This window comes from Siphonobacter sp. SORGH_AS_1065, from assembly GCF_030818595.1.
Classification (GTDB): Bacteria; Bacteroidota; Bacteroidia; order Cytophagales; family Spirosomataceae; genus Siphonobacter.
The window spans coordinates 1-14,241 of sequence record NZ_JAUTAM010000010.1; the positions used below are offsets into that span (position 1 = coordinate 1).

13 protein-coding genes are annotated in these 14,241 nt (G+C 43.4%); 7 read left to right on the plus strand and 6 right to left on the minus strand.

Annotated elements, in window-relative coordinates; all coding sequences use genetic code 11:
• From QE390_RS24405 to QE390_RS24430, 6 genes are all read left to right on the plus strand, one after another.
• The coding region (locus QE390_RS24405; protein ID WP_307144320.1) for a hypothetical protein at positions 1-898 on the plus strand (898 nt) is incomplete at its 5' end.
• A gap of 135 nt (positions 899-1,033) precedes the next feature.
• On the plus strand, positions 1,034-1,873 hold the full coding sequence (locus QE390_RS24410) for a glycosyltransferase family 2 protein (RefSeq protein ID WP_307144321.1): 840 nt from the start codon (positions 1,034-1,036) through the stop codon (positions 1,871-1,873).
• A gap of 141 nt (positions 1,874-2,014) precedes the next feature.
• On the plus strand, positions 2,015-2,512 hold the full coding sequence (locus tag QE390_RS24415) for a hypothetical protein (RefSeq protein WP_307144322.1): 498 nt from the start codon (positions 2,015-2,017) through the stop codon (positions 2,510-2,512).
• Positions 2,513-2,523: 11 nt separating this feature from the next.
• Positions 2,524-2,886, plus strand: a complete 363-nt coding sequence (locus tag QE390_RS24420; protein WP_307144323.1) for a hypothetical protein — start codon at positions 2,524-2,526, stop codon at positions 2,884-2,886.
• Positions 2,887-2,923: 37 nt separating this feature from the next.
• A complete protein-coding gene (locus QE390_RS24425) occupies positions 2,924-3,628 on the plus strand; it encodes a glycosyltransferase (protein ID WP_307144324.1) in 705 nt (234 codons plus the stop codon).
• Positions 3,629-3,997: 369 nt separating this feature from the next.
• A complete protein-coding gene (locus QE390_RS24430) occupies positions 3,998-4,360 on the plus strand; it encodes an FdtA/QdtA family cupin domain-containing protein (protein WP_307144325.1) in 363 nt (120 codons plus the stop codon).
• An 892-nt stretch (positions 4,361-5,252) separates the two neighbouring features.
• Here QE390_RS24430 and QE390_RS24435 read toward each other — a convergent pair.
• A complete protein-coding gene (locus QE390_RS24435; protein ID WP_307144326.1) occupies positions 5,253-5,918 on the minus strand; it encodes a recombinase family protein in 666 nt (221 codons plus the stop codon).
• Positions 5,919-6,278: 360 nt separating this feature from the next.
• Here QE390_RS24435 and QE390_RS24440 point away from each other — a divergent pair, with 360 nt between their 5' ends.
• A complete protein-coding gene (locus QE390_RS24440) occupies positions 6,279-6,527 on the plus strand; it encodes a family 43 glycosylhydrolase (protein WP_307144327.1) in 249 nt (82 codons plus the stop codon).
• A gap of 401 nt (positions 6,528-6,928) precedes the next feature.
• Here QE390_RS24440 and QE390_RS24445 read toward each other — a convergent pair whose 3' ends face one another.
• From QE390_RS24445 to QE390_RS24465, 5 genes are all read right to left on the minus strand, one after another.
• On the minus strand, positions 6,929-7,876 hold the full coding sequence (locus tag QE390_RS24445; RefSeq protein ID WP_307144328.1) for a HipA domain-containing protein: 948 nt from the start codon (positions 7,874-7,876) through the stop codon (positions 6,929-6,931).
• Entirely contained in the window at positions 7,873-8,202 is a 330-nt protein-coding gene (locus QE390_RS24450; protein ID WP_307144329.1) for a HipA N-terminal domain-containing protein, read from the minus strand. The genes QE390_RS24445 and QE390_RS24450 overlap by 4 nt, the downstream gene beginning before the upstream one ends.
• A complete protein-coding gene (locus QE390_RS24455; protein ID WP_307144330.1) occupies positions 8,199-8,408 on the minus strand; it encodes a helix-turn-helix transcriptional regulator in 210 nt (69 codons plus the stop codon). The genes QE390_RS24450 and QE390_RS24455 overlap by 4 nt, the downstream gene beginning before the upstream one ends.
• A gap of 314 nt (positions 8,409-8,722) precedes the next feature.
• Positions 8,723-12,481 (minus strand): polysaccharide lyase family 8 super-sandwich domain-containing protein, encoded by a 3,759-nt coding sequence (locus QE390_RS24460; protein WP_307144331.1) that lies wholly within the window; start codon positions 12,479-12,481, stop codon positions 8,723-8,725.
• Positions 12,482-12,701: 220 nt separating this feature from the next.
• Positions 12,702-14,240: a beta-N-acetylhexosaminidase gene (locus tag QE390_RS24465; RefSeq protein WP_307144332.1), complete on the minus strand. Its 1,539-nt coding sequence runs from the start codon at positions 14,238-14,240 to the stop codon at positions 12,702-12,704.
• Position 14,241 lies beyond the last annotated feature (1 nt).

The window sequence follows — 14,241 nt, forward strand, 5'->3', positions numbered from 1 at the left end:
TAATTCAAAAGTAAATAAAAGTAATTTTATTGCCAGCCCTTATTTATTCGATCGAACCGTCTCCTGGGAAACCCTAGTGAAAAATATAGATAAGATGGATAGTACTAATCTCGCTAAAGCTAAAACAGATAAGCAACCTCTATTGAAAGAAATAAAAGATACTTTGGAAGAGGAAATAGCCCAAGTAAAAACTAGACACAAGGTTAAACCTTTTGCTATGAACCTAACTACAGGTCAAATGTTTAGTGATCCTAGTCAACAGTTTAGTGGCTATACTAGTAGTGATGGAAATCCTATTGTCGGTGAAGAGTTACCAGGCACTCCGTTCAAAGAACTATATGACGATATACTATTAGCTAATGAACTTGAAGCTGTAGCGACCGATGTCAAGTATAAAGCTCCTATCACCGCTAGTATATCTGCTCAACATCAGTTAACTGAAAGGTTAAGCTTTGTTTATGGGTTAAGTTATACGAAGCTGAAATCTCAGCTACAGTCAGGAAGTGCGAATTCATATGTAAAACGTGAACTTACACTACACTACATCGGTATCCCAATCCAGCTTAATTTTAATATTATGAAGTATAAGAGTTTTACTAGTTATCTAACCATTGGGTCCCATATTAAAAAAGCAGTAACTGGTTCATACCAAGATAGCTATACTTTACACAATCAAACTACTATTGGAATTTCGGAGCGTGTTACAGATAAGCCTTTACATATTGCAGCCCGTACTTCAATAGGTTTTCAATATTTATTAACACCTAAGCTTAGTATCTTGGCAGAGCCAGGGATTGAATATTATTTTATAAATAAAAGTAGTTTAGAGACTATTTACCAAAAAGACCCTCTAAAGTTTAATCTAAACTTAGGAGTTCGATTTATGCTATCTAAATAATACATATTAGGTATTAGAATGATTAATTCTACACAATATAGTGTACTAGGAATAGTAAAACTTTTTCAAGTACCTGCTCTTAATTTTTACCCTAAAACTTAAAGGTCGTATCGAACAATATCAAAACCTGTGACAATGGATATGGCCGCAGTTAATTCAAATCGTGTAGTAAAAACGACTCTCCTCATTTCAACGTACAACTGGCCTGAAGCTCTGCACCTTTGTTTACTCAGTGTCAGTCGTCAGTCCGTTCTTCCAGACGAGGTTATTATTGCCGACGATGGTTCAACGATTGAGACGTATGATCTGATTGAAAGTCTGAGAAAGACGTTTCCCGTGCCTCTGATTCACGTATGGCAGGCGGATGAAGGTTTTCAATTAGCTAAAATTCGCAATAAGGCCATCGCCAGAGCTACCCAGGATTACATCATTCAGGTGGACGGAGACCTTATTCTTCACAAACATTTCATTGAAGATCATCTGGAACTCAGCAAACCGGGCACGTTTATGACCGGCAGCCGGGTTTTGATGAACAAGCGTTTGTCAGAAAAGACAATACAAACTGGTAAACTAGTATTTCATCCCATACAAGATGGGTTAAAAAACAAATTCAATGTTCTGCGTATAAAAATTTTAAGGAAATATTTTTCGAAACGATATCATATTTCTGATTTTATGAAATTACGAGGATGTAATATGGCGTTCTGGCGTGAGGATCTGATCAGAGTCAATGGCTATAATGAAGATTTTTACGGTTGGGGAAGAGAAGATAACGATATTGCTTTACGCTTAATGCACGCAGGAATTGCCAAACAAGTTTTAAAATTTGGTGGAATTGCTTTTCACTTACATCATATTCTAAATAGTAGTAATGTTTCTAAATCAAATGAAAAGTGTTTAGTTCAAACTATACGTACTAAACAATACAGATGCAATAATGGTATTGATCAATATTTAAAGTTAATCCCCTTATAGTCAATACATAAAAACTATACACACTTTTATCATTAATTTATAATATATATACTATCAATTACAAATTACTAACTATAAATAAATGTTCATCTAGGATTAATGAAAGCCAATTCAACGAATTCATTAACTACATTAAAGACAATGAAAGCACTTATAGTCAATTTATCAGTAAGCTTATTTTTTATTTATGCTCTAGCTTGTAAAGAATACATAATAAGAATAATAGCCGTAGATAAAGATGATATTTCTGCCAATGTTAATGAAACGGATATACCTTTTAAGGTTGCTCAAGGGTATTACATAAATAATTCAGTCCATGGTCGATTAGCTTATCCTAATATCTATACACAACATGATTTAGATACTTTTTTCAGTTCGTCTTCCATGATGGGTAAAGAAGAAATATCAACCTCAATCGATTTCTCTAAACAATTTGTTATTGCCTTAACAGAGCCTAAAGTAGAGGAGGATTTTTTTTTACACCCTATTAGCTTAAAAAAAGACAGGGAGGGTCAAATTATTTTGAATTATAAGAAGGAATTAGGTTTAAAGCAAACTTATGCTTCTACAGCTTTTGTTTTGATAATTGTAGATAAAAAGTATGATGCATCAGTAGTGTTAAATGAAATTGATGAGTGAACGAGTGTTTAATGAGTATTCGTTTGAGTTTACTGGCTTACTTATGCTTATGGGTCATTCTCTTTAATCATGCCGCTGAAGCTCAAACGTACATCATCGCTATTCAAGGAGCGGCTCTCTATATTTTACTCGAAAAAGGAAAGCGGCCCCGCTGGGCGTATACCTGTGCGGTGCTGGGCGTTTTGCTGGCCATTTTTCCTGCCACGGACCTTTGCCCCCCCCTCTGGCGTAGGGAGTTTTTCTATCCCTACCTCATGAAAGTCATTCCCTGTACGCTGATTTGGTTTGTTTTACAATTTGAATTGATTAGTCGTGGGCTTCAACAACGTAAGTACCGAACCCCTGAGAATCAGCCTAGTTATTCCCTGCTATAACCCCTCGGAAGGCTGGAGTAATTTGATTCTGAAACGTATGCAGGAACTCAAGGCCATTTGGCCCGCATACGAACTTGAATGCATCATTTCAAACGACGGTTCTACCCGTTTGCAAATGGAAGAAGTCGAACGCTTGAGCCGGGAGACGGGTATTCTTTTCTTAAACAATGAGGAAAACCAGGGCAAAGGAGCCTCCATTCGTAAAGGGGCGGCTTCTTCGCACGGTGAAATTATTATTTATACCGACATTGATTTTCCCTTCGGCATCGAACCGGTGGTAGAGATGGTGGAGTTACTGCAAGTCAACCCCAGATGTCAGTTTGTGTATGGGGCTCGCAGTAAACAGTATTTCCGGCAGTTACCTTTCAAGCGGAAGGTAATATCCCAGTGTCTGAAAATGCTGAATGTATTTCTGCTTTCCCCCCGAATCAAAGATACGCAGGCGGGTATCAAGGCTCTGCGTCGGGAGGTATTGAATGAAATGCTGGCTACGCAAACCAATTCATTTGTGTTTGAAATTGAGTTGATTCGAAAACTCATGCAGAGAAAAGTAGAGATTCGTTCGGTGGCGGTAAGTCCTGAACCTGGTTTGGTATTTAGTGACTTTGGCTCGCAGACGCTTTGGCGGGAACTCATTAACCTGGTTCGTATCTTTACCCGGAAAGCTCCCGTTGCGACGGCAGTGGAAATACCCATGATAGAAAGAAATCCAACCCGAGACGTATGCAGGCGGTTACGCTGACTTTTGATCTGGAAGAATTCGATATTCCCGAGGAGTACGGGCAGTTTATTTCTTTCAGAAACATCATGCAGCGTATGGCCTCTTTATGCTAGTGACAAAAAGCGTATCTGAAATGGTATTACCGACGATCTGAAGACGGAATGTCTTAAACAGGGATGTAATTTCCTGCCTCTATAAACTATACGTATAGGCATTAGCGTTACGCAGCAACGCAAATTCTGCCACTTTACTAAGATATCGGATTTCATGAACTTTTGCATCCGCTACATTGGGAACAGCAATTTGGCAGAAAGTCAATTTTTTCATTAAATGTTTCTACCAGACTACTACAAACAAACTAAATCCTATTAACTCAATATCTAGAACCTTGTGGCTCATCTCATCGACCTGAAAACATTTACCGACGAACGTGGTAACCTTACGGTAGTCGAAAAAGTAATTCCTTTTCCAATTAAACGTATTTTCTACATTTATGGCGTAGATAATTCGATTCGGGGCGGACATCGGCATCATCATACTATACAGGCCGCTATATGTTTGCAAGGAACCTGTACCATTTACAATGATAACAGTCAGCATAAGCAGCAATTTGTTCTTAATTCAGCCGACAAGTGCCTAATTCTTAATCCTGAAGACTGGCATCAAATGGATGACTTTTCCGAAGATGCCATTCTTATGGTACTTGCTTCTGAATACTTCACACCGGAAGATTATATATACGAAAGATATTAATTGGTAGGGGTTGAAAGGTGAATAATAATACTATTCTGTAGCATATAGTATACGGTCTCCTATCCAAAAGAAGTAAGGAAAGAACTTAACTGGGAGAATTATTTGTATTCGAAGCTACAGACTTTAGTTTTTACTAAGATAAAGTGTGAAATAACTCCTACGTGTTGGAGAATAACCCCATAATTCATTATTTTCATCAGAACAGCGTTCATCTCGTAGCGAAGGGAACATTTAAAATATATGTTTTCCCAGAGCTATCCCCATAGTACACCTGTTGTAAGCGAGTTTACAAAACTTGTCCCGAGAGGAAGATTGACACATAAGTGCTATTGAAGAGTGATGTTTGTCTACTACACATCGCTTAATTAAAAATGCAAAAAGGGGTATCACTAGTGAAAGTTTTACTTCTACAGTTGTCTATTCCTATTTTGATAATCAGTTGCATAACTTACTTTTGGGGACATACGCGAGTGGTGAATATAAGCATGCATTCGAAAACGTAGTTTTGTTTTATCAGGAAAACTTATAATTATCAGCTTCATGTCCTATCAACTTCTTAAAAGACTACTGAAGTGTACAATTAAACGAAATCAATGATGTCCTTTTAGGTACTGTAAAAAGATAAAAATGCTATCTGAATACAATGGAATTTTTACAATCGATGGGTAAAACTAGAATAAAAGTAGAAAGGATTTGAATCAATACTTAATCCTTCTACTAAACTTGTCAATACGAAGAATAAATTACGAAAAAGAAGTAGAGTAATCTAAACAAACTTGAAATCTTATTAAAGATATATACAATTCAGAATTTGAATTAAAAGCATAAGGTTAGAAATCGATTCTTTGCTTTGTACATATCTAGAAGAGTAAACGCCAAACTGCTTTCCCGCTCAACGTTCTAGTAGCTTGACCACTCGTTGAACCTGCTTGATGGTAAACGCTTTTCCCCGACGGGTCAAAAAGCCATTGGCATTAAAGAGGCGGGTGATCTCGGCCCAGCTGTGCCCCCCCTTGCGAAGCGACTCGGCCAGGAGTCCGGCTTTACGGTTATTTTCATTGGTCCGGGCATTGGCTTGCTGAACGCTTCGCCCCTTCTGTCTACTTTCTTCCGTTAGATTTAAAGGATTTCCCAGCGTCTCCCCTCGCTTTTTTTTCTCAGCCAGGGCGAGCCGGGTCCGCTCGGCAATGAGCTCCCGTTCGTACTGAGCCATGGTAGCCATCATGCCAATGGTCAGGGTATTGGCCTCAGGCATATCCACGCAAACAAACTCCACGCCCGCATCCCGAAGCGTGAAGACGAAAGCAACATTACGCGTGAGTCGGTCGAGCTTGGCAATGAGAAGGACGGCTCGATGAGCTTTACAATACGCGATGGCGGCCTGAAGCTGGGGGCGGTCATTCTTTCGACCCGACTCAATATCGGTGAATCGCTTGATCTCTTCTCCCCTATTTCTTAAGAACGCATCGACGGCCGCTTGCTGAGCTTCGAGTCCGAGACCCGATCGACTCTGCCGTTGGGTGGAAACCCGGAAGTAAGCAACATAAGCTTGAAGCATGACAAATTGACAAAAGAGAGAAATGGGTAAAAAAGGGGTGTTCCACGGGTAAAGGTAAGTAAAAAGATTAAAAATGACATTCTATCAACGTCCGTTCTTAAAATGTTATAAAACCTCAAATTATAACATTTCCCTATTTAAATGAATCATTAATCACTATATACTATAACGCATTGAATCTGTGAACGCTTCTATTATTAAATGTCAAAATTTTAGGAAGGCTAGTAATTTTCTGGATTTTACTTTGAATAGCAGATCAAGGGTATAGCGAAATTCCCTCAACTGCCTTCGTTCAAGAAGACAACGACCCTCTAAGGAATGGGCACTCCAAATCTCAGTACCGTAGAAACTCCGTGGGTTATGCTTTCTGTCACTGACGGAGCTAATCTATTGGATGCGAAGTCATGGAAGAAAAATGCACTTCCTATCTTTCAACAGGCTCCTTCTCGCCATGTATTTGCTCCCGGTCATAACTGTTTCTTCAAATCTCCGAATGGGAAAGAAGACTGGATTTTATATCATGCTAATTCGCAATCGGGTCAAGGTTGCGGGGCCGCTCGCCAAGGGCACAAAAGTTTACCTAGCAAGCGAATGGCCTTCCCAATTTAGGAGAGCCTCTGAGCAGTGGAGTAGCCATTCCTTATCCTGCTAACTAGATAAGATTTTTGAAAGCAAAGGATTAGGTCAAATTGGAAAGGCGTGAAAATGGCTCAAGCCGACTGAACTAGGCTGACTTTTATACCAGCTAACGGATTAAACGTTGGTAAGCTAAGCTTTTCGCCGAAAAAACGACCCTTTAAAGCTATATGACGAGCCTGTTATCCTTGGGTACAACATCCCGAAAGTTTTAAAACTTTCGGGATGTTTATATTCACAGAATAAATGATTTGAAAAATCAGAAGAAAACTTTACAAGTTCATGGGTGACCTTAAAATAGCTATTCATGATATCTTTTTGATACTATTATACATATAATATATGATAGTATTATTTATTATAAACACCTGAATTTAAATATTTTCTTCTTTTATTCTCTGCCATCGGTCACTCATGATCTGTCTATACTGTTCTTTAAAGTCTTCGCTCAAAAAACTGATCTCGATTTGATGGAGCCATTGGGGAAACGCTTTTTCCATCTTTTTAAAAATATTGGTCTGCTGCCGTTCTTCTATCTTCAGCGTACGCATGGCTGTGACAAAATCCTGCCTTTTGATTTTCTTCTTTTTCCCATTCAAAGTAAGAGCCAACTCTTCCTGATCGGCGGGGTTAACTAAGGCCGTATTTACCAGGTCGTAGGCCGGAGCAAGTGCCATTCCCAAGGGAGGCTGTTCCAGCAGGGAGAAGTTCTTTAAATGCATATCCGCATTTCCCGTCAGAAAAGAAAATAGCACCAGTTCAAAGAAATTTACGACGTCCAGACCTGGATTCGCAGAAAATTTCTGAATAGTTTTTGCGATCTGCTCATAGCTTCCCTGGTATTTATCCTCGGTTAGCCGCTCGGTCAGTTGACACATGTCTTCCATGGCTAACTTCCCTTTTGGGGTTCGATCTATACGTTTGGTAACGTAAGCTAAATGGCCTGAAGTTAGCCTGATTAAGCTGTGCGGAGCCGTTTTAATCTTCGCTAGCTGAGCCAGGTGCATGGTCAGGTCTTCCACTTCTGGTAACTGAGGATAAAACAGCGTAGGAGGCTTTAAAATGTATCCGCCCCACAAACCAACGATGGTAAATCGTTGAGAACCAATACTGTTTTCCGTGATGTGAATGGATAATTTAGCCTGTACACCCGTCACGGCTGTTTGACTTTGAATGACCTGTTTTGCCAGGGGTTCCAAATCAGCTTCCGAATAGGGTAAATCGGGAGCGGTAAATCGGCCAAATATTTTTTTAGAGCAGGCTTTATGAAAATCGCCTGTCTCCTCTTCCAAAGGTTTATAACAGAATAAGCACCTTTTCATACGTCTTCCTCCTTTACTTCTTCTACACTGACCGCCCCAATGCAATCTTTACAGCAAGCCAGTAATAATCCCATACGATCTCTGGGATTAAGCTTCCAGTTTTTCTCCGCGATCTCCAGTAACCAGCCCTCTGGAATGAGTCCATCGAAAAATGGGAATAAAACATTGGAGGTAAAAGCTTTCTCCTGTAAGGGCAATGTTAAACTGATAGGCTTAACTCCCTGGTTTTTCAGATAGTCTGAATCATAGATGAAATGATACCCATTTTCATCCTGGGTCAGCCAACCCGCTACCTGGGTACCCATTTTTATGGTTGCCTTTCTCATGATTCCTGATCGCGATTCATGAGGACTGGTCCGACCTCATATCCAAATAATTGCAGCACCTGATTTACTTTATCCAGACGCAGCGTCTGTTTTCCCTGCTCAAGCTCTCGAAGAAAGCGTAAGCCTACGCCCGCTTTTTCGGCTAGTTCTGGTTGCGTTAAATGGACAGCTTTACGCCTTTCTTTGATAAACGTTGCCAAGTTCATAATATACCCTTTCGGGTACAATATAGGCTGTTTTATTTATAAATGTAACCGATCGGGTATAAAAAATAGGTAATGGTTTAAAGTATACCCGATAAGGTATACTTTAAACCATTACCTATTTCTCAGAAGCTGAGTGATTATAGCTATCGCTCAGATAAAGCCTATCCGACGTTCATCTGGAAATTAATACGTTATAGCTCCGAGCATTTGGCTTCTCTTAATAAAGACATGTGCTACAAAAGTTGAGTAGATGTCAAAGTCACTTAACTTTTGTAGCCCCTTTGGCATTGAAATCCGTTACTTTAGCAAACCTGCTAGTGGCGTAAAATGCGAAGCGTTTGCATTTGATTTTGATAGCTTATTTTCAAGAGATACACCCCTTTCATCAGGCCTGACAAGTCGAAGTCAAAGATTGCCTTTTGTTCGCTTTGACGCCCCAGGTGCTGACCCGTAGATGAATACAAATCGACCGTCAAGGATTCGGTAGGCTCCTGATTCAGGTTCAATCGAACCCATCCACTCGTGGGATTAGGGCCTATGGTAAGAACTGGGGCGGGACTGGTCACGGCAATGATTCGCGACACGGTCTGCTTTCCATCCTCATCCGTCTGCCGAAGTCGGTAATAAAAAGTCCCTCCTTTTGCGGCATCTACATATTGGTAGTACGTCCGCTTTTGAAGCGTACCCTGGCCTACAAGCTGGTAAATACGCTCGAAATTCTGAGCATCTCTGCTTCTTTCCAGTTGGAAATAGCGGTTGTTTTTCTCCTGAGCGGTCGCCCAGTTCAACTCAATAGATTCCTCAGACAGACGCTTACCCTCAAAATGCGTTAATACCACGGGTAACGATTGGGCAGCAGCTTTCGCAATCAACTGCGGGCGAAAGGTGGTGTTGCTTTGCTCGCGGGAAGAAAACTGGGCATCCGTTGTACTTCCCGAGTAAGTAGAAATGATTTTGATACTACCCAGCAATGGGTTAGCTCCCCCACTAAGTCTTTGTTTACTACGAACCCATTCCGTTACATCCAGCGTCACGAAGTTTCCCGCCGGTGTGCCCAAAATCTCGCCTAGTTTCAAGGAAGGCGAAGGCTTGGTATTCCAGGTAATTCCGCTTTCAGTCCAGGTTTGGTCGGCAACCTCATAGCATTCCCAGGTTGTTTGGGTAATAGTGGCTCCGGCGTAGGGAACGTAGAGTTGTAAGAGAACCTGACCAGCGGTTGAAGGCAAACTCGCCAGATCAAATTTCAAAAATACCTCTCGTTTGGTGTTATCACTTGCGTCATTTTTAAGGGTTAATACCGTTTGGGAACCATAATTAGTAGCCGCACTAGCTCCTCCCTGCACGTAGGCATCCGCTACCGAAGTAACCCGGGCTAACTCTTGGTCATACGCTACTACGCTGGGATACAACGTAAGCTGAGGCCGCTGGCTGGCATTTGCGTTTTCCCGGGCGGTAAACTGGGCATCGGTGGTACTTCCGTAGGCGGAAGAAGAAACACGTAAGGTCAGGATTTGGTCCTTGGCCAGCCGGGCCCGAACTGCGTTGGTAATTTTCAACGTTACATACGTTCCCGCCACGGACCCTTTTACTTCACCAATCTTACCGCCGGGCAGGGGCCGGTTTGACCATGTCAGCCCCGTTTCTGTCCAGGAATTATCCGCTACGTCGTAAAATTCCCAGGTGGTGTTGGTAACCGTGGCATTGGCATTATTGACTCGCAGACGTAAAATTGCACTATCTAAAGGAGCATTAAAACCGCTTAAATCAAATTTCAGGTAGACTTCCCTTTTATACCCTTCAGCATCGTTTTTAATAGCCAGCGTGGACGCAGTGCCGTAATTGGACTGCTGATAGGCCGCTCCGTCCCGTACGTAGGTGTCAGCAATAGTGGTCAGGGTTACGGGGCTATCGGCGACGGGTTCCGTATAGTTGGGCGATGAACTGTTGATTAGGCCTTCCACACTGCTACCAGCGGTACCATTGGCTTGAGGAAGCGTAAATTTCACTTCTTTCATGACGGGTAAAGCCGCCGATGAAAGTCCCACTTTTAAGGTCGCCGCGGTCTGATTGGGATCAGCAGCCACAATCGCTACCTCAGAAGTAGTTACGTTTTTGAGCAGTAGCGTACAGGGTTTGTCTACTTTCAGGGTAATGCCCTGAGCACTAAAGGTTCCGGCTTCGTAAAAAATGACCTGCCATAGATCAAGGGTCCGATTGTCAACGATTTGTACGGCTGGCGTATTAGCGATAATCGAAAGGTGGCTTCCCGAATAGGCGGCCATCTCGGTAGCGTTTTTACCCGGTAAAACGACGTAGGCGTAGCTGGTATTCGCGGGAGAGGTACCGTGAGGAATCCATAGTTTAAATACGTCTTTACTAATGACATCAGAAGCGTAACCCGCGTTAATGCTGCTCCAGCTACCCGTCTGAGCGGCCTGACGCAATCGGAGTGGCGAGGCACTCGGGAAGTAGTACCCAACCTGATCGTGATGAATCCATTTGACGGTTCCACCAGCATAGATATAATCTCCCGATGGAACAACAGCAGCGTTATTGCCATCAGAAACCGTGACGGGGCCCGTTAACAGACACTGATTCAGTGTGGTATTAATAGCCTGAGTAGCCGACGATGAAATGCCCGCTCCCAAACAAACCACTTCGTCGTCAAAGAAAAACCAACCCTTACGAGCCGTGGTACTGTAATCGTTCATTCGGTAGCAACTCACCCCGTAGGTTCCATCGGATACGCCGCCCACAAAAGAGGTCATGCCAGGATTTACGCCCCAGCTCGTTCGAATCGGATAGGTGGTGATTTCAGGAACCGTGATTCCCGGCAGCTTATTCCAATCCCACACCGGATAGATATTATAGTACTCATCTCCTTCCACACCAATGAAATTGACGCCTTCCGTTAAGTAATACCCTTTGAGGTTTTCATTATTCCCGCTTTCAGATTTAGCCGTTCGGGAAGAGACGCTACGCAGACCAAAGAGATACCCTGGCCGCTGGTGAAGCGTGTAATCGGTTCGCCAATAGTGCTGATGCTGAGCATTTATCAGGTACGAAGGAGCCGCCTGCCCACGCATACGACTCAGGGCAGCATCGTATTCCGAAGCATAAGTCGATAGGTCTATCCCTTTGACTCTTTCAATCAAATTCGCATCCGCCATTCCCGTGTTGGGACGAGTAATGCCCCGGCCATAGACGTTAAAGTCATTGTATCTTCCCCGGGCTACCTGCATAAAGCCTTTTCGTACATACGACGAAAAAACGGCGATCTGCTGGGCAGTAAAATTGTAGGAAGTCCCGGTTACATAGGTGCCGATGTTGCAAACCCCTGAGACAAACTCCCGCCCGTATCCGTAGATGTATAACTGCTGACCGTGAGCCGTGTACGAATAATCAGCCTGGATGCCTTCGCCCGAAGTTATTACTAGTGTCTTGCCCGTTTCAGTAACGGCCTGCGATAAAGGAGTGGCATTTTGCGTCAGACAGGCCCGCATGATGTAATGCTGAGCAATATCGGTCAAATTGGAACCTGTATTACCCGGTGAAGTCGTAATGTTCACACCCTTAGTCATCCAGGTAATCATTTGGCTTTCTAAACTGGCATCAAGACCCGGCTGTGGACCGTATCTCATATAAATTAAGGCGTTGCCAATGTCTTTGGGTAAGGTAATGGCGTAATAAAACCAGTTGGAACTTACCGGAGCCGGATCCAGGCTCAGCCAGTAATTCATAGTATGAATGACGGCCTGGCGGACCTGGGTATTCCCGTAATAACTGCTGCTGGTATTAGAATACGCCTTAGCCAAGGTATTCATTCGTGTGAAGTGTGTACCGGGAGCCCAGCCCGAAGGAGTACTGGCGTTGGAATAGTCAATGTCTGACCAGGAACCATCAGCATTGATTGACGACAGTAAGCTAGCGGTAGAAGCGTCCAGCGTGGTTACATTGGTTCCCGCCTGAAGTCCCGCAAAGATGCGGTCCATAATGATTTTAAAATCGCCAGTGGCCTGGCCCCAGCCGGAGAAACCCAGCAGCAAAAAACTGAGTACATACAGGTATTTCATAGATTGTTTTAGTTTAGAAAGCAATTGTTTATCACTCAACCAAAACTACAGAGCAGGCCTTTTTTGAAGGGAGGAGAATCCGAAGTAAAAGGGGAGAAAATCATAAAAAAGCCTGCATTCGACTCTTGTAGAGCGGAATGCAGGCTGGTGAGCATACTACTTTTAACCAAAATCTTTTTGAGATCACTCCGGCGAATCAGGGTTCCTGACATGGGTAATATTAATGCACTGATTCGGGGCTTGCCTGAGGGTTAATCGGATCGAAGTAATGAATATCCTGTTTTCTCAATTGGCTCAGATGTCCACTCAACCGCCGCTGAAAGGCTTTAAAGTCTTTGCGGGGACTCCAACAGGCTTCCGCAAGAGCCAGCAGGCGGGGGAAAACCATAAAATCCAGCCGTTCCGCAGTAGAAATGGTTTCTGTCCATACGTTGGCCTGTAAACCCAGCACCTGACTTGGATGATCCTTTACCCCCGGATAATGCTCGGCGTTGAATTCATAGACAGCCTTTAACGGGTTGAAAGCTCCTGCCCACCGCCGCCCCACCCGGTGCGTACTGTCCTGAACAAAGTCGAAATAAAAGGGAAGTCGGGGGCAAAGCACCACGCGGTACTTTTTTCGTAAAGCTGCCTCTAACTGCTCGGGATGATCGTGCCGCCACCAGTAGACTAACGTATGATCGACGGGTAGCCCGGCCTCGATTACTTCATCCCAGCCTAGGACTTCCACCTGACGATTGCGAAGCGTATCGGCCATCCGGCGAAGAAAATAATGCTCTACTTCTAAGGCAGTTGATAATTTTTCCTGTTTCATGAGCCGGATAATAGCCGCATCTTTCATCCATTTCTCATTCCCAAAACTTACTTCATCGCCCCCGATGTGAATCATGCGTGCAGGAAACAGCGAACTCACCTCTTTAAGAATGGCAGACAAATACGTATACGTCTCTTCTTTGCCAGGATTAAAGGTAAACTCCGGGTGTGCCGGGGAGCCTCCCCCACTGTAAGCCGGGTAAGCTTTGTTAGCCGCCGTCGCATGACCCGGCATGTCTACTTCGGGAATGACGGTGATGTAACGCTCAGCGGCATAGCTTACGATCTCTTTGATCTGCTGCTGGGTGTAATACTGAGCTGGTTTTAGTGAGTCGGTTGCCGTACCTACACCTCCCACCAACGCCAGCCGGGGATAGACTTTAATTTCCATTCGCCAGCCGGGTTCATCGGTTAAATGCCAGTGAAAACGGTTTAGCTTGTAGTAAGCTATCTCATCGAGTAACGCCTTTACTTTAGACACCCCAAAAAAGTGCCGGGATTCATCCAGCATAAAGCCTCGATACCCGTATAAAGGCGAATCCTTCAGATTCCAGCAGGGGACCTTCCGGCTTTCAGCCGCTAATTGCAGGAAGGACACTACCCCATAAAAAGCTCCCTGTGGGCTCGATGCCGTCAGGACCACGGAACCTTCGTTCATTACTAATGCATAGGAACCTTCTCTGGCTGGCAGACCCGCCTTGATAACCAGGGTTGGGCCTTTTGTGGCGGAATTTTGAGACCGTTTGAGTCCCCATCGCCTTTGCATTTCTTTTTCCAGGTAACGAGCGGCGGGCTGGAATGCAGAATCTTCTACAACTAGCCTGGTATGCTCACTGAGCGTAAAGGTTCCTTTGACCCGTTGGTAAGAAGCGGGTAAAGGAATAATAGGGGGCTGACTATACCCCCAAAGCGAAAGCAGTAAAAGAATAGAGGTTAAAATTTTCATA

Excerpts from the sequence above, each read along its gene's own strand:
- QE390_RS24425 (WP_307144324.1), top strand. The coding sequence starts at position 2,924 with ATGCAGGAACTCAAGGCCATTTGGCCCGCATACGAACTTGAATGCATC.
- QE390_RS24445 (WP_307144328.1), bottom strand. The coding sequence starts at position 7,876 with ATGAAAAGGTGCTTATTCTGTTATAAACCTTTGGAAGAGGAGACAGGC.
- QE390_RS24465 (WP_307144332.1), bottom strand. The coding sequence starts at position 14,240 with ATGAAAATTTTAACCTCTATTCTTTTACTGCTTTCGCTTTGGGGGTAT.
- QE390_RS24450 (WP_307144329.1), bottom strand. The coding sequence starts at position 8,202 with ATGAGAAAGGCAACCATAAAAATGGGTACCCAGGTAGCGGGTTGGCTG.
- QE390_RS24420 (WP_307144323.1), top strand. The coding sequence starts at position 2,524 with ATGAGTATTCGTTTGAGTTTACTGGCTTACTTATGCTTATGGGTCATT.
- QE390_RS24435 (WP_307144326.1), bottom strand. The coding sequence starts at position 5,918 with ATGCTTCAAGCTTATGTTGCTTACTTCCGGGTTTCCACCCAACGGCAG.
- QE390_RS24410 (WP_307144321.1), top strand. The coding sequence starts at position 1,034 with ATGGATATGGCCGCAGTTAATTCAAATCGTGTAGTAAAAACGACTCTC.
- QE390_RS24440 (WP_307144327.1), top strand. The coding sequence starts at position 6,279 with ATGCTTTCTGTCACTGACGGAGCTAATCTATTGGATGCGAAGTCATGG.
- QE390_RS24460 (WP_307144331.1), bottom strand. The coding sequence starts at position 12,481 with ATGAAATACCTGTATGTACTCAGTTTTTTGCTGCTGGGTTTCTCCGGC.
- QE390_RS24415 (WP_307144322.1), top strand. The coding sequence starts at position 2,015 with ATGAAAGCACTTATAGTCAATTTATCAGTAAGCTTATTTTTTATTTAT.
- QE390_RS24455 (WP_307144330.1), bottom strand. The coding sequence starts at position 8,408 with ATGAACTTGGCAACGTTTATCAAAGAAAGGCGTAAAGCTGTCCATTTA.